At 71.4% G+C, this 20,440-nt stretch carries 16 protein-coding genes; 4 read left to right on the top strand and 12 right to left on the bottom strand.

What is annotated here, in order from left to right; translation table 11 throughout:
- Nucleotides 1-41: 41 nt before the first annotated feature.
- Nucleotides 42-440: a MarR family winged helix-turn-helix transcriptional regulator gene (locus ACWGI2_RS23515; protein ID WP_453697718.1), complete on the bottom strand. Its 399-nt coding sequence runs from the start codon at nucleotides 438-440 to the stop codon at nucleotides 42-44.
- Nucleotides 441-597: 157 nt separating this feature from the next.
- Between ACWGI2_RS23515 and ACWGI2_RS23510 the strand changes: the two genes are divergently transcribed.
- Nucleotides 598-1,521, top strand: coding sequence for a nitroreductase/quinone reductase family protein (locus tag ACWGI2_RS23510; protein ID WP_453697412.1), 924 nt, complete (start codon nucleotides 598-600; stop codon nucleotides 1,519-1,521).
- A 31-nt stretch (nucleotides 1,522-1,552) separates the two neighbouring features.
- Nucleotides 1,553-2,119 (top strand): EF-hand domain-containing protein, encoded by a 567-nt coding sequence (locus ACWGI2_RS23505; RefSeq protein WP_453697410.1) that lies wholly within the window; start codon nucleotides 1,553-1,555, stop codon nucleotides 2,117-2,119.
- Between the two features lie 39 nt (nucleotides 2,120-2,158).
- Here ACWGI2_RS23505 and ACWGI2_RS23500 read toward each other — a convergent pair whose 3' ends face one another.
- Both ACWGI2_RS23500 and ACWGI2_RS23495 read right to left on the bottom strand, forming a co-directional pair.
- The gene (locus ACWGI2_RS23500; RefSeq protein ID WP_453697717.1) at nucleotides 2,159-3,715 is read right to left on the bottom strand and encodes an acyl-CoA synthetase; all 1,557 of its coding nucleotides are present in this window, start codon (nucleotides 3,713-3,715) and stop codon (nucleotides 2,159-2,161) included.
- Nucleotides 3,716-3,809: 94 nt separating this feature from the next.
- Entirely contained in the window at nucleotides 3,810-4,913 is a 1,104-nt protein-coding gene (locus ACWGI2_RS23495; protein WP_453697409.1) for an NAD(P)H-dependent flavin oxidoreductase, read from the bottom strand.
- 175 nt (nucleotides 4,914-5,088) lie between these two features.
- Between ACWGI2_RS23495 and ACWGI2_RS23490 the strand changes: the two genes are divergently transcribed.
- Nucleotides 5,089-6,945, top strand: coding sequence for a serine hydrolase (locus ACWGI2_RS23490; protein ID WP_453697408.1), 1,857 nt, complete (start codon nucleotides 5,089-5,091; stop codon nucleotides 6,943-6,945).
- Between the two features lie 57 nt (nucleotides 6,946-7,002).
- On the opposite strand, the gene ACWGI2_RS23485 is transcribed toward ACWGI2_RS23490, so the two are convergent.
- The 8 genes from ACWGI2_RS23485 to ACWGI2_RS23450 all read right to left on the bottom strand — a co-directional run bounded on the left by ACWGI2_RS23485 (nucleotide 7,003) and on the right by ACWGI2_RS23450 (nucleotide 18,685).
- Nucleotides 7,003-8,553 (bottom strand): phytoene desaturase family protein, encoded by a 1,551-nt coding sequence (locus ACWGI2_RS23485; protein WP_453697406.1) that lies wholly within the window; start codon nucleotides 8,551-8,553, stop codon nucleotides 7,003-7,005.
- Between the two features lie 115 nt (nucleotides 8,554-8,668).
- Nucleotides 8,669-10,906 (bottom strand): tetratricopeptide repeat protein, encoded by a 2,238-nt coding sequence (locus tag ACWGI2_RS23480; protein WP_453697404.1) that lies wholly within the window; start codon nucleotides 10,904-10,906, stop codon nucleotides 8,669-8,671.
- On the bottom strand, nucleotides 10,888-11,853 hold the full coding sequence (locus tag ACWGI2_RS23475) for an oxygenase MpaB family protein (RefSeq protein ID WP_453697403.1): 966 nt from the start codon (nucleotides 11,851-11,853) through the stop codon (nucleotides 10,888-10,890). Before ACWGI2_RS23475 ends, ACWGI2_RS23480 begins: the two co-directional genes overlap by 19 nt.
- 42 nt (nucleotides 11,854-11,895) lie before the next feature.
- Nucleotides 11,896-12,939: a 2-hydroxyacid dehydrogenase gene (locus tag ACWGI2_RS23470; RefSeq protein WP_453697402.1), complete on the bottom strand. Its 1,044-nt coding sequence runs from the start codon at nucleotides 12,937-12,939 to the stop codon at nucleotides 11,896-11,898.
- Nucleotides 12,940-12,988: 49 nt separating this feature from the next.
- The gene (locus tag ACWGI2_RS23465) at nucleotides 12,989-13,597 is read right to left on the bottom strand and encodes a histidine phosphatase family protein (RefSeq protein ID WP_453396262.1); all 609 of its coding nucleotides are present in this window, start codon (nucleotides 13,595-13,597) and stop codon (nucleotides 12,989-12,991) included.
- On the bottom strand, nucleotides 13,594-15,111 hold the full coding sequence (locus tag ACWGI2_RS23460) for an FGGY-family carbohydrate kinase (protein WP_453697400.1): 1,518 nt from the start codon (nucleotides 15,109-15,111) through the stop codon (nucleotides 13,594-13,596). The genes ACWGI2_RS23465 and ACWGI2_RS23460 overlap by 4 nt, the downstream gene beginning before the upstream one ends.
- Nucleotides 15,112-15,765: 654 nt before the next feature.
- Nucleotides 15,766-17,328, bottom strand: a complete 1,563-nt coding sequence (locus ACWGI2_RS23455; RefSeq protein ID WP_453697398.1) for an FGGY family carbohydrate kinase — start codon at nucleotides 17,326-17,328, stop codon at nucleotides 15,766-15,768.
- A gap of 13 nt (nucleotides 17,329-17,341) precedes the next feature.
- A complete protein-coding gene (locus tag ACWGI2_RS23450; RefSeq protein WP_453697397.1) occupies nucleotides 17,342-18,685 on the bottom strand; it encodes an MFS transporter in 1,344 nt (447 codons plus the stop codon).
- A gap of 252 nt (nucleotides 18,686-18,937) precedes the next feature.
- On the opposite strand from ACWGI2_RS23450, the gene ACWGI2_RS23445 reads away from it, so the two are divergent.
- A complete protein-coding gene (locus ACWGI2_RS23445) occupies nucleotides 18,938-19,747 on the top strand; it encodes a DeoR/GlpR family DNA-binding transcription regulator (RefSeq protein ID WP_453697395.1) in 810 nt (269 codons plus the stop codon).
- A gap of 4 nt (nucleotides 19,748-19,751) precedes the next feature.
- Here the strand turns inward: ACWGI2_RS23445 and ACWGI2_RS23440 are convergent, their stop codons facing one another.
- On the bottom strand, nucleotides 19,752-20,429 hold the full coding sequence (locus ACWGI2_RS23440) for a TetR family transcriptional regulator (protein WP_453697393.1): 678 nt from the start codon (nucleotides 20,427-20,429) through the stop codon (nucleotides 19,752-19,754).
- Between the last annotated feature and the right edge of the window lie 11 nt (nucleotides 20,430-20,440).

Here is a 20,440-nt window from a genome sequence, read left to right as displayed (position 1 = left end):
TCGACGCGGAGTGGCCCGGCTTCATGCTGTGCGGGGGATGCTCACTCGTCGGCGAGGCCGTCCTCGTACGCGGCGAGCGTGTCGATGAAGAGCTTCCGTTCGGCGGCCGTCAGCGGCGCGAGGGCCTTGCGCCAGGCGACGGCGCCCCGGCCGAGCCAGCCGTCGATCGCCGCGCGGCGGTCCTCGGCGATGCTGACGATCTTGCGTCGGCGGTCCGCCGCGTCCTCCTGCCGCTCCAGGACGCCCTTACGGCTCAGCTCGCCGACCATCAGGCTCACCGTCGTCGGCGCGACCTCCAGGCGCGCGGCGAGTTCGTTGACGCTCATCGGCCCGTCGAAGAGCAGGTAGGCGAGCAGCGAGAGGTGGCGGGGGGCGAGCGCGAGCGACTGGAGCTCTTCGGGGATCCTGATCCGCTTGACGCGTCCGACCATGCGCGGCATCAGCAGGAGCAGGGTCCGGACGGCGTCGTCGACCTCCGGACCGGCCTCGTCACCCGTTGACACTCGCCACCCTCCTCAATAGCTTTGACCTCAAAGCTACTTCGCTTTCAAAGCAAACGCGCTTGCGCTGCCGATGCTATCGAAAGGGTCCACAGCCATGCCCGAGAAGCAGCCCGCAGACCCCGGACAGCCCTTATCCCCCGCCGAGTTCAACCAGCAGCTCATGGCCGAGTTCCGTGCGAACGGCGGCCGGGTCGGCGGCATGTTCACCGGCGCCCCACTCGTCCTCCTGACCACGACCGGCGCCCGCAGTGGCCGCCCCCGGAGCAACCCCGCCGTGTACGCCCGCGACGGCGAGCGGCTCCTCGTCTTCGCCTCCAACGGCGGCGGGGACAAGAACCCCGACTGGTACCACAACCTCCTGGCCAACCCGCGGCTCACCGTGGAGATCGGCGACGGCGCGGGCGGCATCGACCGCTTCCCGGTCACGGCAGAACCCCTCCACGGCGAGGAACGCGACCGCCAGTTCGCGGCGCAGTGCGAGCGCGACCCGGCGTTCACCGCCTACCAGCAGGGCACGGACCGCACCATCCCCGTCATCGCTCTGCACCGCCTGAGCGCGGCCGATCCCGCCCGGCACCGGGCGATCGCCGACCACTTGGTCGCCGTCCACACCGAACTGCGGGGTGAACTCGCCGAGTTGCGCGAGCAGGCAGCCGCCTACCGCACGACGTCCGACACCCGGCGCAGCCCTGCTCTGTCCCTCGGCGGGCAGCTCGCCCGGCACTGCCTCACCCTCTGCGGCGCGCTCCATGAGCACCACACCAACGAGGACGGCGCCTTCACCGAACTGGAGCGCCAGTTCCCGGAGTTGGCGCCGGGAATCGCCAGGCTCCGCGATGAGCACAAGACGGTCGCACGGACCCTGACCGAACTGGAGGCGCTCCTCGCGGATCCGGACTCCGTCATCGACCTGGAAGCCGAACTCGACCGGCTGGCTTCGGGCCTGGAGGAGCATTTCGCGTACGAGGAGGAACAGTTGCTGCCCGCGCTCTATGGCGACCACGGCGAACTGAGGTAGTCAGGAGGGGACATCTCTCAGGGGAGGACCCATGGTGAAGCCATCCACGTTCCTGGACCGCAAGCTGTCCCGGAGGTTCTCGACGTACGACACCGACGGCGACGGGTTCATCGAGCGTGCGGACTTCGAGACGTCCGTGGCCCGGCTCGGCGAAGCCTTCGGTCACGGTGCGGGCTCCGGGCCCGTGGCCAGGCTGCGGGAGCTGAGCGTCGGGCTGTGGGAGCACCTCGCGCGAGTCGCCGATGCCGACAAGGACGGCAGGATCAGCGAGGCGGAGTACAAGGCCGCCTTCGCGGCCGGGCTTCTCGAGACGCCGAAGTCGTTCGACGAGGGGTACATCCCGTTCCTCGACGCGATCATGGACATCGCCGACGCGGACGGCGACGGCAAACTGACCCGGGAGGAGCAGGTGCGCTGGACCGGTGCTCTGATGAACCTGCCGGAGGCGGACGCGCGGGAGGTCTTCGGCCGCCTCGACAGGAACGCGGACGGCGCCATCGGCCGGGACGAAATCCTCGACGCCATCCGGGAGTTCTACTTCAGCGACGACCCGCACTCCGCCGGCTCCTGGCTGCTCGGACCGCTCGACCCGTCGTGACGGCCAGGGCCGGGCCGTCACGAGGGGCCGGGCAGAGTTTTAGACCACGCGCTCCCTGCCCTCCCAGTACGGCTCCCGCAGCCGTCGCTTGTAGAGCTTGCCGTTCGGGTCGCGTGGCATGACCTCGATGAAGTCGACGCTCTTCGGGCGTTTGTAGCCCGCCAGTTGGCGTTCGCAGTGATCGAGGATGTCGGCGGCCAGGGCGTCGCCCACCGTGTGGCCCTCGGCGACCTCGACGACCGCCTTGACCTGCTCGCCCCATTCGTCGTGCGGGATGCCGAACGCGGCGGCGTCCGCGACGGCGGGGTGGGTGAGCAGTGCGGACTCGATCTCGGCGGGGTAGATGTTGACCCCGCCCGAGATGATCATGTCGATCTTGCGGTCACGGAGATAGAGGTAGCCGTCCTCGTCCAGGAGGCCGAGGTCGCCGACGGTGAAGAAGTCGCCGATGCGGTTCTTCTTCGTCTTGGACTCGTCCTTGTGGTACGAGAATCCGCCGGTGCTCATCTTCATGTAGACGGTGCCGAGTTCACCGGGCGGCAGTCGGTTGCCGTCGTCGTCGAAGACGGCCAGTTCACTGATGGGCCAGGCCTTGCCCACGGTGCCGGGCCGCTTCAGCCAGTCCTGCGCGGTGGCGAAGGCACCGCCGCCCTCGCTGGCCGCGTAGTACTCCTCGACGCACTCGCCCCACCACTCGATCATCGCCCGTTTGACGTGGTCGGGGCAGGGCGCGGCGCCGTGAATGGCGTGGCGCATCGACGACACGTCGTACGCCGCCTTCGTCGCGTCCGGCAGCGCGAGGAGGCGGTGGAACTGGGTCGGGACCATGTGGGTGTGCGTGCACTTGTACGTGTCGATGAGACGGAGCATCTCCTCGGGCGTCCACTTGTCCATCAGGACCAGCGGGTGGCCGATGTGCAGGGCGGCGCCCGCGAACTGGAGGACCGCGGTGTGGTACAGCGGCGAGCAGACGAGGTGCACGTTGTCGTCGAAGGGCTTGACGCCGAAGATGCCGAGGAAGCCGCCGAGGTACGACTCCTCGGGGAGCTTGCCGGACAGCGGGCGCCGGATGCCGCGCGGGCGTCCCGTCGTGCCCGATGTGTAGTTCATGACCCAGCCGAGGGTGCGGCCGTCCGGGGCCGACTCCTTTTGTCCGGTGAGGAGTTCGGCGTAGGGGTGGAAGCCGGGGACATCGCCCACGGAGTACCGGTGCGTGGCCGGGAGCTTCGCCTCGTCGGCGGCGTCGGTCGCCGCCTGCGCGAACCGTTCGTGCGCGATCAGCACCTTCGCGCCGGAGTCGGCGACGATCCAGGCGATCTCGGGTCCGACCAGGTGATGATTGACCGGGACGAGATAGAAACCGGCCTGCGACGCCGCCAGGTACGCGGTGAGGAACTCGACGCCGTTGGGCAGCACGACGGCGAAGGCGTCACCGCGCTCGAGGCCCGCGGCGCGCAGCCCGTGGACGAGTTGGTTGGTCGCCGCGTGCAGGCGTCGCGCGGTCCACTGCTCGCCGTCGGGCGCGGTCAGGACCGTGCGGTCCGGGTCCGCTTCGGCCTGCGCCCAGAAGCCGTTGGGGGGCGTGCTGCCCGGCATGCTGCTCATAAGGACCTCTCCTCCGTCTCTCGTCAGTCGTCAGTCGTCGTCATCTGTCATCTGTCATCTGTCATCTGTCGGCACTCGGCAGTCATCAGTCGCGTCCGGCGATGCGGTTCACACGGTCGATGGCGCGCTCGAAACCGCGGGTCAGGTCGTCGAAGACCGCCTGGACGCTGCGTTCGCTGTTCATCCGGCCGACGATCTGCCCGACGGGCGTGCCGAGCAGCGCCTGGACCTCGTACTTCTGGATGCGTGAGACCGCCTCGGCGACCAGGAGTCCCTGTAGCGGCATGGGGAGTGTGCCGGGCCCGTCCGGGTCGTCCCAGGCGTCGGTCCATTCGGTGCGCAACTGGCGTGCGGGCTTGCCCGTCAGGGCGCGTGAGCGGACCGTGTCGCCCGAGCCCGCCGCCAGGAGCTTCTCGGTGAGCGCCCGCGAGTGCATGTCGGCCTCGGTCGTGGTGAGCCAGAGGGAGCCCAGCCACACGCCTTGCGCGCCGAGAGCGAACGCGGCGGCTATCTGTTCGCCGCTGCCGATGCCGCCCGCCGCGAGCACCGGCAGCGGCGCGACGGCCTCGACGGCCTCCGGTGTCAGGACCATGGAGGCGATCTCGCCGGTGTGGCCGCCCGCCTCGTAGCCCTGCGCGACGACGACGTCGATGCCCGCGTCCGCGTGCTTCCGCGCGTGCCGGGCGCTGCCCGCGAGGGCGGCGACGAGTACGTCGTTCTCGTGGGCGCGCTGGATGACGTCGGCGGGCGGTGAGCCGAGCGCGTTGGCGAGCAGTTTGATCGGGTAGTCGAAGGCGACGTCGAGCTGGTTGCGGGCGACCTGCTCCATCCACCCGGTGATGCGCCAGCCGGAGGCCTCCCCTTCGGCGAGTTCGGGTACGCCGTGCTTGCCGAGGGTGTCCTTGACGAACTGCCGGTGTCCTTCGGGGATCATCGCCTCGACGTCGGCCTCGCTCACCCCCTCGACCTTCTTCGCGGGCATCACGACATCGAGTCCGTAGGGCCGGTCGTCGACATGCTCCTGCATCCAGTCGAGATCCCGGGCCAGCTCGTCGGGCGCCGTGTATCGGACCGCGCCGAGCACACCGAATCCGCCCGCTCTGCTGATGGCGGCCGCCACCGCCGGGAAGGGCGTGAAGCCGAAGATGGCGTGCTCGATCCCCAGTTTCCTGCTCAGATCTGTCTGCATGGGCGCAGGATGCCGCAGCCGTCCGGACGACGGAAGAGATTTTCTGATGCGGTGTCAGATCTTTGCCGGGCGCCCGTGGTTGACAGGGCCGGACACTGACATGAAAGTTTCAGCAGTCTCTTGTGATCCCGAAAGATAATTTCAGCTCAGGAGCGTTTCAGGAGGGGGCACGGTCATGGCCGAGGACAGCGGGGCGACGTCGGACAGAGCGGGTGGCGGAGCGTCTGACAGAGCGGATGGCGGAGCGGCCGACGGTGCGGGTGGCGGGCTGAGCCGTCGCCAACTGGGCGCGCGGGTCGTGGCGTTGGGTGGCGCGCTCGCGCTGGTGCCGTTCCCCGCAGGTCCCGCCGCGGCAGCGGAGTCCGCGAAGGGCGCCGGGCACCCGACGCTGCGGCCCGGCAGCCCCGAGCGCGCCGGACTGCTCGCCGGGCACCTGCGGCAACTGGTCGCCGACGCCGAACAGTTCCTCGGCCCATCCCCCAAGCACCCCTGGTACGCGGGCGCCGTCCTGCTCGCGGGCCGTGGCGGCACGGTCGCCCTGCACCAGCCGATCGGCAAGGCGGTGCGCTACTCGGCGTACGACGAGAAGACCGACACCGGCGTCGAGCTGCCGGCCGACCGGCAGATCCCGATGGCCAAGGACACTGTCTTCGATCTCGCTTCCGTCTCCAAGCTGTTCACGTCGCTGCTCGCGGTGCAGCAGATTGAGCGGGGGAAGCTGGAGCTTGAGGCGAAGGTGGCCTCGTACCTCCCCGATTTCGGGGGCGCGGGCAAGCAGGACATCACCATCCGGCAGCTCCTCACCCACACTTCGGGCTTCCGCGCCTGGATCCCCCTCTTCAAGGAGCCCACGCGCGAGGGTCGGCTGCGCCTCATCTGGAACGAAGCGCCGCTCAACCCGCCCGGCACCAAGTACCTCTACTCGGACCTGAATCTGATCTCGCTCCAACTGGTCCTCGAAGAGATCACGGGTCGTCAGTTGGATGCACTGCTCCACGACGAGATCACTGCTCCACTCGGGATGCACCGCACGCGCTACAACCCGCCCGCGTCCTGGCAGCCGAAGATCGCCGCCACCGAGGACGCCCGCCTGCCGTGGTCGGGCCTGGACCGCGGCATGGTGTGGGGCGAGGTGCACGACGAGAACGCCTTCGGCTTCGGCGGGGTCGCTGGGCACGCCGGGGTCTTCTCCTGCGCCTGGGACCTGGCGATCCTCGGCCGCACGCTGCTCAACGGCGGGGTCTACGGCCGCTCCCGCATCCTCTCCGCCGAGTCCGTGAAGCTGATGTTCACCGACTTCAACACCGACTTCCCCGGCGACGAGCACGGCCTGGGCTTCGAGCTCTACCAGCACTGGTACATGGGCGCGATGGCGACGCCGCGCACCGCGGGCCACACGGGGTTCACCGGCACGTCCCTCGTCCTGGACCCGACGACCGACTCCTTCCTCGTCGTCCTCGGCAACTCGGTTCACCCGGTGCGCAGTTGGCGCTCCGGTTCGGCCCCCAGGGTGGCGGCGGCGAACCACATGGCACGCGCCGTCCCGGTACGTCCCGCGCGCGGGCGCACCGCCTGGTTCTCCGGCATGGCGAACGCCACCGCGGCCACCCTGACCCTGCCGCCGCTCTCCCTCACCACGGACCGGGCGAGGCTGCGGTGTTCGCTGTGGTGGGACACCGAGCCCGGGTCGGACGTGCTGCGGCTCGAAGCCTCGGGCGACGACGGAGCGACATGGCAGCCGGTGCCGTTCACGACGGAACGCAAGGGGTCGGCGCCTCGGCAGCACACTGACGGCACGGCGAGCGGCTGGTCGGGGCGTGTCTGGCACCGGCTGACCGCGGACCTCGCGCAGTGGCGTGGCGGGCGGGTGCGGCTGCGCTGGCGGTACGCGACGGACCGGCTCTACGTGGGGCGCGGCGCGTACGCGGACGGGCTGCGGGTGGAGGACGGCGGCCGTACCGCCTTCGACGAGGCACGGCCCGCCGACGCGGCGCTCATCGAGGCGGTGGGCTGGGCGCCGTCGGCCGACTGACGACAGCCGGCCGAGGACAGGTGGTGTCCTACTCCCCCGCCGAGGACGGGTGGTGTCCTACTCCCCCAACGCCGCCATCGCGGCGTTGTGCCCGGGGATGCCGCTGACCCCGCCGCCGCGCACGGCACCCGCACCGCACAGCAGGACGTTCGCGTGCCGTGTCTCCACTCCCCAGCGGCCTGTGCCGTCCTGGGCGTAGGGGAAGGCGAGGTCGCGGTGGAAGATGTTGCCGCCGGGCAGGCGCAGGTCGCGTTCCAGGTCCAGCGGGGTCTTGGCCTCGATGCAGGGGCGGCCTTCGGCGTCGGTGGCCAGGCAGTCGGCGAGCGGCTCGGCCAGGTGCGCGTCCAGCTGCGCCAGGGTGGCCTTCAGGAGTTCGGCCCGTACGGCGTCGTTGTCGTGGGCGAAGAGGCGGGCGGGCGTGTGGAGCCCGAAGAGGGTGAGGGTCTGACAGCCGCGCTCCACGAGTTCGGGGGCGAGGATGCTGGGATCGGTCAGGGAGTGGCAGTAGATCTCGGACGGCGGCGCGGCGGGCAGCTCCCCGGACGCGGCCTGGGCGTAGGCGGCTCCCAACTCCCCGTAGCCCTCCCCGATGTGGAAGGTCCCGGCGAAGGCTTCGTGCGGGTCGACCGTGGTGTCGCGCAGCCTCGGCAGCCGTTCGAGCAGCATGTTGACCTTGAGCTGGGCGCCTTCGGCCGGGGCTGGTGGGGTGTCGCCGACGAGCGTGGCGAGCTCCTGCGGTGAGGCGTTGACCAGGACGTGCCGGGCGGCGACGGTGGCCTCGCGCTCGGGGGTGCGGTAGGTGACCTCGGCGGTCTGTCCGTCCGATTCGATGCGTGTGACCTCGTGGTCCGTGGCGAGTTCGGCGCCCGCGGCGCGGGCCGAGTCCGCGAGGGCTCCGGTGAGGGCGCCCATGCCGCCGACGGGCACGTTCCAGTCGCCGGTGCCGCCGCCGATGACGTGGTAGAGGAAGCAGCGGTTCTGCCGCAGGGACGGGTCGTGGGCGTCGGCGAACGTCCCGATGAGGGCGTCGGTGAGCACCACGCCGCGTACCAGGTCGTCGGCGAAGCGCTCCTCGATGGCGGTGCCGATGGGCTCCTCGAACAGCGCGCGCCAGGCGGCCTCGTCGCCGATCCGCTCGCGCAGGGCGTGGCGTGTGGGCAGGGGCTCGGTGAGCGTGGGGAACACCTGCTCGGCGACGTGCCCCGTCATGGCGTAGAACTCCCGCCAGGCCTCGTATTCGCGCGGACCACCGGTGAGCCGCTCGAACGCGTCCCTCGTGCGCGCTTCTCCCCCGCCGACGAGCAGTCCGGCCGGGCGTCCGTCGCGCTCGGTCGGCGTGTAGGAGGAGACGGTGCGGGTGCGCACCCGGAAGTCCAGGTCGAGATCCCTGACGATCTTCCGCGGCAGCAGGCTCACCAGATACGAGTAGCGCGAGAGCCGGGCGTCGACACCGGCGAAGGGGCGGCTGGACACGGCGGCTCCGCCGGTCCCGGAGAGCCGCTCCAGGAGCAGGACGGAGCGTCCGGCGCGGGCGAGATAGGCGGCGGCCACGAGTCCGTTGTGACCGCCGCCGACGATGACGGCGTCGTATCGATCGCGAAGGGGCATAGCCCTTGGTAACACGTGGAGCGCCCCGAAGGGGCGCGGGGAACTGCGCGACCAGCCACGACGTGTCGGCAGTCGACCATCCACCGAAGTTGCCCCGCACGACGCGCCCCGCGAGTCAGTGCCCGCCCGACGCCCGCCGCTGGCGCAGCGCCGCCACCCGCCGGTAGAGCTCGACCGCCTCGGTGCCGCGGCCCAGCTGCTCCAGGCAGTGCGCCTCGTCGTTGCGGCTGGCGAGGGCGTCGGGATGGTCAGCGCCAAGTACCTGCTCACGCGCGGCAGCGACCCTGCGGTACTCGGTCAGGGCGTCCGCCCAGCGGCCGAGCCAGCCGAGGCCCACGGCCACCTCGCGGCGGCTGACCAGCGTGTCGGGGTGGTCGCCGCCGAGGACGCGTTCGCGGATCGCGCAGACGTCACGGGCCTCGGCGAGGGCTTCCTCCCAGCGGCCCTGGCGGCCGAGGTTGACGCCGAGGCCGTGCCGGGCGCGCAACGTCTCGGGATCGGAGGGGCCGTTCACGCGGGTGCGGTCGTCGATCAGGTCGCGGTACAGCTCCAGGGCCTCGCCGCTGCGGCCGAGCCTGCCGAGGCTGATGCCCACCTCGTAGCGGGCGGCGAGGGTGTCGGGGTGGTCGGCGCCGAGCGCTCGCACGCGCGCGTCGGCGACCTCGCGGTACGTCTGGAGCGCCTCGGGCCAGCGGCCCAACTGGCCGAGCGCGTAGGCGACTTCGTATCGGGTGACGAGGGTGTCGGGGTGCGTCTCGCCGAGGACGCGCGCACGGGCCGTCGCGACCTGGCGGGCCAGCTGGTAGGAGTCCTCCAGGCGGCCGAGTCTGCTGAGGTTGTACGCGAGGTTGTGCCGGCAGCGCAGGGTGTCGGGGTGGTCGGGGCCAGCGGTCCGCTCCCGGACGGCGAGGACCGACGTGTACATCTGGTGGGCCTCGAAGTGCCGCCCCAACTGCCCCATGACGTATGCCATTTCCTGCCGTGCGGCCAGCGTGTCCGGGTGCTCGGGGCCGAGGGAACGCTCCCTGCCCTGGGCGACGCGGCCGTACTCCCGCAGGGCGTCGGCCGCGCGCCCCGTACGGCTGAGTGTGAAGCCCACTTCGTAGCGGCTGGCGAGGGTGTCGGGGTGGTCGGGGCCGAGGGCGTGCTCCCGCTCGGCGGCCACCGCGCGGTGCACCTCGCCCGCTTCGGCCCAGCGGCCGAGGCGGCCCAGGCTCAGGCCAGCGTTGTGCCGGCTGACGAGGGTGGCGACCACCTCGGGTGACGGGGTGGGCCGTTCGGGCTGCCTCGGTGTCGCGGCCCGGCGGGCGTCGGTGCGCGGGATCCACTCGCCGGTCAGGCCCGCCGCCGCGTCGGGCGGGGTCGTCCGCAGCTCGGACGCGCCGTTCGCCTTGTGCCCGGTCGTCATGCCGCGGGTCCACGAGGGCAGCCGCGGCTCGCGCGAGGGCGGCTGCTCCGGGCGGCGCACGGGCGGGGTGACGACGGTGGGTACGTACGAAGGGACCGTGCGGCCCGTGACGATGCGGCGCCCCAGTTCGCGTGCGTCGCTGGGCCGCTCGTCCGGCTCCTTGGCGAGCAGGTCGAGAACGATCCTCTCGAAGTACTCGGGCAGCTCCTCGCGGTGGCTGCGCGGCGGCTCGGGCGGTGTGTCCCGGTGGCCGACGAGCACCGCCCAGGCGTCCTCCAGGTCGAACGGCGGCGCCCCGGTGGCGATCTCGTACAGCACGCACCCGAGGGAGTAGAGGTCGCTGCGCTGGTCGACCTGGGCGCCGCTGATCTGCTCGGGCGACATGTAGTGGGGGGTGCCCATCGCGATGCCCGTGCCGGTCAGGCGCGAGGTGAAGCCGATGTCGTGGCCGAGTCTCGCGATCCCGAAGTCGCAGATCTTCACCGTGCCGTCCGTGAGCCGCATGATGTTGGCGGGCTTCAGGTCGCGGTGCACGATGCCCTGTTCATGGGTGTACGCGAGCGCGGCGGAGACCTGGTCGGCGATCTCCACGACGTCCGCGACGGGCAGCGGATGCTGTTTGTTGTCCTCCAGGAGCTGACTGAGGTTGCGTCCTTCGAGCAGCTCCATCACCAGATACAGGACGCCGTCGTGCTCCCCGAAGTCATGGACGACGGTCACGCCGCGGTGCTGCAGCGCGGCAGCGACGCGCGCCTCGCGCCGGAACCGCTCACGCAGCACGCGCGTGAACGACTGGTCGTGCTGGGGCCCCAGCGGCTTGAGGCACTTCACGGCGACCCTGCGACCGAGGGACTCGTCGCGGGCTCGCCACACCTCGCCCATGCCGCCGCGTCCGATCAGGTCCAGTAGCCGGTACCGGCCCTGGATCAGCCTGGTGTCCGCCATCTCCCGCCGTCGCCCCCGTTGCTTCGCTTCGCCCTCCCCGGCCCGTCCAGTATGGCTGCCCGCCTGTCGAGTTTGTACGGGGCGGGCCGGGCGCCGGGCCCCAGCCTGGCCATGGCGCGCAGAATGTGCTTCGGGGGAAGTTGCCAGCGTAGACGTGCGGGAACGGTGCGCAGCATGGTGCCGGTGGTGACGAGCCGCCGGGTCACGGTGGCGGGCGGCGGGGCGGTCCTGCCGTACAACTCGTGGGCGTACGGCGGCAGCGAGGCGTACGCGAGATTCGCCACGCGCCGCCACAGCAGGGCGCGCGCCGGGATCAACAGCGGGTGGGTGGGCGGACGTTGGAGGAAGTCGTCGACGTCGCGCGCCTCGGGCCCTGCGGCGAGGTCGGGCCGCACCCGCTCGAAGTACGCGGCCATGTCGGCGGTCGACCCCGGTACCTCGGCGGGGTCGAGGCCGACGAGCCGGGCGCTCTCCCGCTGCTCGGCGACATAGCGGTCGGCGAGCTCGTCGGTGAGGCGGAATCCCGACCGGCGTGCGACGTGCAGATAGGAGTCGATCTCGGCGCAGTGCACCCACAGCAGCAGCTCGGGCTCGTCGACGCCGTACCGCTCCCCCGTGTCGGGGTCGGTGGCTTTTATCATCGTGTGGATCTTCCGCACGCGCGCGCCCGCGTGCTCGGCGACCTCGGTGGTGCCGTACGAGATGGTGCCCACGAAGTTGGCGGTCCGCATGAGGCGGCCCCAGGCGTCCTTGCGGAAGTCGCTGTTCTGCATGACGCCGCGGACCGCGCGCGGGTGCAGGGCCTGCAGATACAGGGCGCGGATTCCGGCGACCCACATCATCGGGTCGCCGTGCATCTGCCAGGTCACGGACGAGGGTCCGAAGAGCCCAGGGTCGGCCGCCGGGTCCGTCTCCCTCGGGTGCTCCGATGAGGATGTCTCGCGCATACAACCGCCTCCTGACCGCAGGCTACGCCGCCGCGCCCGGCCTCAACCCGCCTTGAACACCTCGGGGTTGGCGCAGTGCTCAAGGGGCTCGCCGCGCAGGAAGCGGCCGGCCTCCGCGGCCACGATCGCCGCGGCCTTGTGCGCGACCTGCTGGCTGCCGCCCGCGATGTGCGGGGTGAGGACGACGCCGGGGGCCTTGAGCAGCCGGGAGTCGGCGGGAAGGGGCTCCTCGGGGAAGACGTCGAAGCCCGCGCCTGCGAGGTGGCCCGACTCCAGGGCGTCGCAGGCCGCTTCGTAGTCGAGGAGCGCGCCGCGGGCGCAGTTGACCAGGATCGATCCGCGGGGCATCGCGGCGATCTGCGCGCGGCCGATCATGCCCTTGGTCTCGTCGGTGACCCGGGCGTGCAGGGAGACGATGCGCGAGCGGCGCAGCAGTTCGTCCAGGGAGACCTGTTCCGCGACACCGGCCAGCGCATCGGGCCGTACGTACGGGTCGTGCACCAGGACTTCGGCGCCCATGGCGCGCAGGACGCGGGCGACGCGGCTGCCGATGGCTCCGTAACCGATCAGGCCGACGGTCGCTCCGTCGATCTCGATGCCGCAGTTGTCGTAGTCGTAGTAGTCGCCGCGCCAGGTGCCCTTGCGCAGGTCGGTGTGGGTGTCGCCGACGCCGCGTGCGGCGGCGAGGAGCAGGGTGAGGGTGTGTTCCGCGGTGGCGGTGGCGTTGCGGCCGGGGGCGTAGCAGACGGCGACGCCGTGCCGGGTCGCGGCTTCGAGGTTGGCGTTGACCGGGCCGCCGCGGCTGGTGCAGAACAGCTTCAGGTCGGGGCAGTTGGCGAGGATGCGCTCGGTGAGCGGGCCGTGCTCGGTGACGCAGATCCGTACGCCCTGGAGCGCCTCGATCATCTCGTCCTCGCTGCCCGATGCCTCGATGACCTCGCCGACCGGGCCGAACGGCGTGTGCGGCCACGGGAATTGGAGCTCGCGGACGTCCAGCGGCAGCTCCCCGGCGGCGGCGCGCACGGCCTCGGCGAACAGGCTCGGGCGGATGAAGTGGTTGCCTGCGGCGAGGACGGTGGTGCTCATGGGTACTGTCTCCTGAAGGGCGATGCGGGCGGTACGGGTGGGTGGCGGATCAGTGGAGCGCGGGGGCGTTGAGACGCAGCAGTGCGGTCTGTCCGTCCTCGACGCGGATCTCCGTGAGGGCGCCGTTGAGCAGTTGGGGGAAGACGCGGCGGTAGTCGGAGAGGGGGATGCCGAGGAGGTGGCAGAGCAGGACCCGCACGAGCGTGGAGTGGGCGGCGATCAGGACCCTGCCGTGCGGCTGTTCGCGGGCGATGTCGGCCAGGCAGTCGGCTGCGCGTGCGGCGGCCTTGCGCGGGTCCTCACCGCCGGGCAGATGGTGCTCCACCGGATCGTCGAGGAAGGCCGCGAGCTGTTCCGGGAAGCGCTGTCGCATCTCGTCCCTGGTCAGGCCGTCGCCCTGGCCGAAGTCGAGTTCGTAGAGCCGCTCGTCGACGCGCGGCGTGAGGCCGCAGGCGTCGGCGGCGGGCGCGGCGGTGAGGCGGGCGCGGGAGAGCGGGGAGCTCCAGACGGCCGTGAGCCCCGCGCCGCGGGCCCACTCGGCGAGCGCGGCGGCCTGCTCGCGCCCGTGCGGGGTGAGGGGCACGTCGGTGCGCCCCGCGTAACGGTTCTCCGCGTGCCAGACGGTTTCGCCATGGCGTACGAGGATGAAGTCGGTCACTGCGCTGCCCTCCTGCGGGCGTGGTCGGCCACGGCCTGGTCGAGCCAGCCGCGGCGGGTGAGTTCGTCGATGAAGCGGAGGTATACGGGGAGGTAGCGGGCGGTGCGGTCCGTCGAGGGGTGGATATCCGCGCCGACGCGGACCATGGCCGCGGCCGCTTCCTGGAGGCTCGCTCCGGAGGAGGTGGCGGCGAGGACCGCCATGCCGATGGCACCCTCCGCCTGTTCCGGCAGGCGTACGGGACGTCCGATGACCTCGGCGCGCAGCCGGCACCAGTAGCGGTTGCGGGCGCCGCCGCCGGTGAGGGTGAGGGGGCCGTCGACGGGGGCGCCGAGGTGGTCGAGGTAGTCGAGGCAGAGCCGTTCCAGGCAGGCGACGCCGAGCAGTAGTGCGTGGAACTCGGCGGCGCGGGTGGGGACTTGGCCGAGGGTGAAGGGCTCGGCTTCCGGGGCGCGGAAGGGGAAGCGTTCGCCTCCGGTGGAGACCAGGGGGTAGGTGACCGCATCCGGGTCGAGCGCGGCGGCCTGCTCGGTGAGTTCGTCCAGGTCCTCGCCGGGGAAGTGCCGGGAGATGACACCGGCGCCGCTGCTGGAAGCGCCGCCCGGCAGCCAGCTCTCGCCCGGTCCGCGGTGGCAGTACACGACGCCCGCCGGGTCGCGGACCAGATGCGGGCTGCTGCCTTTGAGGACGAGGGTGGTGCCGAGCACCGAGTTCCAGGCGCCGGGTGCCAGGGCTCCGGCGCCGATCTGGGCGGCGCAGCCGTCGGTCATTCCGGCGACCAGGGTGGTGCCTTCGGGGATGCCGGTGACGTCCGCGGCGGCGGCGCACACGACCCCGAGCACGCTGCCGGGCCGTACGACATCGGGCAACAGGCCCTCGGGAACGCCCAGTTCGGCCATGACCTTGTCCGGCCAGCGCTCCTCGATCAGGTGGTAGCCGGTCTTGAGGGCATGGCTGGCGTCGGCGGCGACCTGATGTCCGGCGAGGCGCCAAGTGATCAGGTCGACTTGATGCAGCAGCCGGAGGCCCGCGCCGGACGCCTCGGACTGCTGATCAAGGAGCCAGCGCAGCTTGGGCAGCGCCCAGGACGGCTGCATGCTCCGGTAGCCGAGCTCCCGCCAGACGGCTCCTCCGGCGTCGTTGACGGTCGCGGTCTCGTCGGCGGCGCGCCCGTCGTCATACATCAGGCCGGGGGTGAGCGGGCGTCCTGCGGCGTCGGCGAGCAGGATCGTGCCGGAGGTACCGTCGATCGCGAGCCCGCGGACCCGAGCCGCGTCGAGCCCGGCCAGGGCCTCGCGACAGGCAGCGGCCAAGGCGGTCCACCACTCCTCGGGGTCCTGCTCATGGCGCACGCCGTCACGACGGCTGTTCAGCGGCCGCGAGGCGGCGGCGAGAAGCTGCCCGGCACCGTCGACGGCAACGCAACGGGCACTCTGGGTACCGAGGTCGAGGCCGAGCCAGATGCCGTCGAGGGGGTCGGGGGCGGCGCGGTCGGCGGATTGGGTCTCAGACATGTAGGTCTCCTGGGGCTGCGGGAATGCGGTCAGCTTCGTCCGGGGCTACTCGGCTTCCCGCCCAGCCGCTGGTTCGACGGGACTGGGGGCGTGGTCGACGTCCCCCCGGGCGGCGGAGACGCTGGCGACTCCGTACGGGGCACCGCCCTGCCCCGCAGGCACTGCTCCCCCACCACAGCGCACCACAGCTCCAACCGCGCGCTCGACGGAACCGGGGACGTCGTCGACATCCCCCCGAGCGGCGGAAATCCTGTCGGCTCCGCACGGGCTGCCGCCCTGCCCCGCGGACACTGCTCCCCCACCACAGCGCACCACCACTCCAACCGCGCGCTCGACGGGACCAGGGGCGTGGCCGACGTCCCCGAGGCAGCGGAGATGCTGGCGACTCCGTACGAGGCACCGCCCTGCCCCGCGGACACTGCTCCCCCACCACAGCGCACCACCGCTCCAACCGCGCGCTCGACGGAACCGGGGACGTCGTCGACATCCCCCAGGGCGGCGGAAATGCTGGCGACTCCGTACGAGGCACCGCCCCGCCCGCGGCCGTGCTCACCCGCCACACTGTGGCCACCGCTGCGACCCGCCTCGCGCACGAGGGCCCGTCGGCCGACGAAGTCCTCATACAGGGCGGTGTAGTGGTCCACGGCATTGGCCTCAGACATGGTTTTCTCCCACGGCAGTGGGGACGCTGTCAGCTTCGTGCGGGGCGCCGCCCTGCCCCGCGGCACCGCTCCCCCGCCAGACCGCCCCACCACCCCAGCCCGCCTCCCGCACGACAGCCCGCCGGTCGATGAAGTCCTCGTACAGAGCCGCGTAGAACTGCGCGCGTTCCGGGTCCGGATCCCAACTGCTCTGCATCCGAACGTACTTGGCGGCAGCCGTATGCATGCTGCTCTCGGCTCCCGAGCGGACGAGGCCGGTGAGGAAGGCGCCCTTGGCGCCCAGTTCTGTGTCGCCGGAGCGGGCGGTCGGCACTCCCGTCGCGTCAGCGATCAGCGCGCACCACGCGTCACTGTTCGCGCCGCCCCCGCACAGCCGCAGCTCGCTCACGTCCGTGCGGGCCGCTGCAAGCGAGTCGCGCAGGACCAGTGAGAGGCCGTCGAAGACGGCGCGGGCCATGTCGGCGCGCGAGTGCTCCAGGGAAAGGCCCCAGAAGGACCCGCGGGCGTGCGGGTCGAGGAACGGGGCGCGTTCGCCCGCCGGGGAGAGGTAGGGCAGGAACAGCAACCCGCGGGCGCCCGGCTCCGATTCGAAGGCCAGGCGTGCGAGGTCCGGCGGCCCGGGAAGCCCCAGCGTCCGCGCGGCCCAGCCGAGCACCTCCGCCCCGTTGAGGGTGGGGAACGCGCGCAGCACGCGCTCGCGGCCGCGGTAGGCGATGTTGATGCCGGACGGTTCACCGCTGGTGTCCACGTCCGTGCGGACGATCTCCGTGCACAAGGTGGTGCCGAGGATGCTGCACGCCTGCCCGGGGTTGACCACGCCGACGCCGCGGGCCGTGGCGGCGATGTCGTACGGGGACATCACGACCGGAAGACCGGCGGGGAGCCCCAGTTGGCCCGCGGCGTCGTGGGTGATCTCGGCGATCCGTTCCGACTCGCCGAGGACGGTCGGCAGGAGCCGGTGGTAGTCGCTCAGGCCGAACAGGTCGAGGATCCGCGGGTCGTAGTCCCCGGTGGTGTGGTCGAGGAACGGGGCGGAGGCGTCGGACTCGTCGCAGGCGCGGACTCCGGTGAGGCGCAGGAAGAGCCAGCCCGCGGCGGTGAGCGAGGTGCGGGAGCGCGCGAGGCGGTCCGGGTCGTGGGCGGCGAGCCAGCGGAAGAGGGCGTTGGGCATGCCTGCGCAGGTCAGCGACCCGTTGAGGCGGAAGGCCGCTTCGAGGACGCCCTCGCGCTGCCAGGCGGTGAGCAGGTCGCCCGCCCGGCCGTCGGACCAGAGGATCGCGGGCCCGGTGGGGCGGCCGTCCTCGTCGACGAGCCAGGCTCCGTCGCCCTGGGCGGTGAAGGACACCAGCCAGACGGGGTCGGCTAGGCCGGACAGCACGCTGCGGACGGTGTGGACGACGGCGTTCCAGACGGCGTCCATGTCCTGTTCCGCCCAGCCGGGGTGGGGCCGGAGCACTTCGGTGGCGAGCCGGGAGACCGCGATCTCCTTGCCCTGGTCGTCGAAGACGACCGACTTGATCATCGTGGTGCCGACGTCGATGGTCAGTACGGACATCAGGTCAGTCCTTTCACGCCAGGGCCGAGGTGGCGGACGCCGTGCCCGGGGCGGCGGCGGACGCGGTGTCCGGCGACGCGCCGCCCGCCTCCGCCGCACCCGCGTCGTCCGGCAGCTTCAGAAAGAGCGCGAGCACGGTGCTCACCGCATGCATCCCCGCGAAAATCCAGACCACCCCTGTGACACCGAGCGGTCCGACGAAGACGGCGACGATGGCGGGGCCGACGAAGGTGCTTGCGCCCGCACCCAGGTTGAGCGCGGCGAGCGCTTGCCCCTTGTGCCGCGGCTCCAGCGAGGGCACCAGTGCCGAAAGCGGTACATATCCGGCCAGCGTAGCCCCGTAGAGCGCGGCGGCGGCCAGTGCCAGCGGGAAGTTGTCGCCGGCCGCGTTCGGGACGTAGAAGAGCAGCAGCGTGCTGACGGTGCATCCCGCGCCGCCGAACCAGGCGACGGTCCTGCGCCAGCCGACCCGGTCGCCCACCACCCCGAAGAGCAGGTTGGCGAAGATGTTGGTGGCGAACATCGCGCTGAGCAGATGAAGCCACTCGGTGAGGCTGAAGCCGACCGTCTTCGTGAAGTGGATCGGCATGATCACGAAGAAGCCGAACTGCGATGCCGTGTTGATGACCCGCGCGAGCGATCCCGCGCCGACCCGGGGATTGCGCCACAGCACCGTGACGCTGCCGACGAGCGTGGCGAGCGGCCCTTCGCCCTCGCCGCGCGACCGCTTCCCGCCCCGGTCGTCGCGGACCAGAAGCAGGGCGATGAGTCCGCCCGCGGCCACGAGCACCAGTGCGGACCACAGCGTCGCGTAGGCGCCGATCTGCGGGATGAGTCCGCTGGCGACCAGTGAACCCAGCGTGGGCAGACCGCCGGTGAAGGCGAACCAGAACCAGCCCATGGCCGTGCCGAGCCGGGCGCGCGGTGCCACCGAGGCGATCCAGACCAGGAACCCGTAGGCGAACAGCGGGTAGCCGAGGCCCCGCAGGCCGTACCCGAGCATCATCAGCGGATAGCTGGTCATGGGGATGGCCAGGACGAGGAAGAGGAGCTGGAAGACGCCCCAGATACCCAGACCGGTCCACATGACGCGGCGCGGGCCCCACAGGTCGGAAAGCACTCCGGAGAGCCAGGCGGCGATGGCCGCGGCGCCTCCGTAGACGGTGAACAGGAGCGCGACGCGGGGCTGCGAGATGCCCTCGTCGATCAGGTAGGGCGAGAGATAGCCGGACTCGACGCCGTCTCCGATCATGAAGAGGAGCAGCCCGAGGTAGCCCCAGGCGAGGGTCGGCGGGATGCCGAGGCGTGTGATCAGCGAACGCGGAGGTGCGGACTGGGGTGGCGGAGGAGTCGGCATCGACTCTCCCCTTTCTGCGGCGGCGGCAGGAGGGACGGACGAGGTGATGGAACCGCTGGCCGGAAAGGCGGGTCAATGGCGGCCGGAATCTTCCCATCGGGGCGGCGACCTGCCGTGTTGTGTCGTACGGGAGCCGCTCGCGGACGCCGCTCTCCTCGGCGGAGGCGCGTTAAATTCGTGCGAACATAACGCGGCGAGTTCACACACGCGCCCCCACGACGAGGGGCCGCGGACACCGGAGGGAGCGCTGCGATGGACCGTGTCGAGGCCCAGGAGGAGCGGCGGCGGCAGATGCGTGAGGCCGTCATCGGCCGCGGCTTCGTGCGCACCGCGGACCTCGCCGAGGAGTTCGGCGTCAGCCTGATGACCGCGCACCGCGATCTGGACGCCCTTCAGGCACAGGGCTGGCTGCGCAAGGTGCGCGGCGGTGCGACCGGGCTGCCCTCGGCGCAGTTCCACGGCAGTGTCGCGGAGCGAATGGCCACCATGGCGCAGACGAAGCAGCTCCTCGCGCGCGCCGCGGCGACGCTGCTCGTGCCGGGCCAGACGGTGCTGCTCGACGACAGCACGACCTGCCTGCTCCTCGCGCACCAGGTCACCGAGCACACCCCGCTGACCGTGCTCACCAACTCACTCCCGGCCATCACCACGCTCGCGAAGGAACCCGGCGTCTCGCTGATCACGCTGGGCGGCGCGTACTTCCCGGCGTACGACGCCTTCATGGGCCTGCACACCGCGGACGCGGTCCGTGCCTTTCGCGCCGATGTCCTCTTCATGTCCACTACGGCCGTCACCAACGGCCGCTGCTACCACACCTCGCCGGAGACGGTGCAGGTCAAGCGGGCGATGATGGAGTGCGCGGCGCGGCGGGTGCTTGTCGCGGACCACACCAAGTTCTGCAAGGACGGTCTGTACGCGCTCGCGCCGCTGACCGACTTCGATCTGCTGATCGTGGACGACGGCCTGGCGGCGGATCAGGTACGGGCGGTGCGCGCGGCCGGCACCGAGGTGATGGTGGTGCCGGCCCGCGATGAGGCTCGCACTGAGGCCAGCGATCGGTGAAGGGTCAACTCCGGCCTGTGGCAGGGAGATCCGAGGTCAGGTAGGAGATGACCATGTCCCCCAGCATCGTCCGGTAGTGCTCACGACTGGACGCCTCGGTGAGGTCGCGGCCGAAGAGCGCACGGAACGTGTGCCGGTTCGAGACCCGGAAGAAGCAGAACGAGCTGATCATCGCGTGCAGGTCGACGGCGTCCACCTCGGCCGTGAACACGCCCTGCTCGCGCCCGGTTTCGAGGATCGAGGCGATGACGTCGATCGCCGGAGAGCTGAGCGACGCCAGACTCGGCGAGGCGCCGATGTGCTTCGCCTCGTGGATGTTCTCGATGCTGACGAGGCGGATGAAGTCCGGGTGCGCCTCGTGGTGGTCGAAGGTGAGCTCGGCCAGGCGCCGGATGGCGGACACCGGGTCCAGATGCCCGACGTCGAGCTGCTGCTCCTCGTGCCGGATGACCTTGTACGCCCGCTCCAGGACGGCGGTGAACAGCTGGTCCTTGCTGCCGAAGTAGTAGTAGATCATCCGCTTCGTGGTCCGCATACGGGCGGCGATCTCGTCCACCCTGGCCCCCGCGTAGCCCATGCGCGCGAACTCCTCGGTGGCCACGTCGAGGATCTCCCCCTGCGTACGGGCCGCGTCCCGGGTTCGCTTGACGGGCGGGGACGGCGGGGGGACAGCGGCGGCCATGCGGCTCCTCA

The organism is Streptomyces sp. NPDC054866 (assembly GCF_053610745.1).
Note: the sequence above shows the minus strand (reverse complement) of the source record. Positions and strands in the feature narration are given on the sequence as shown.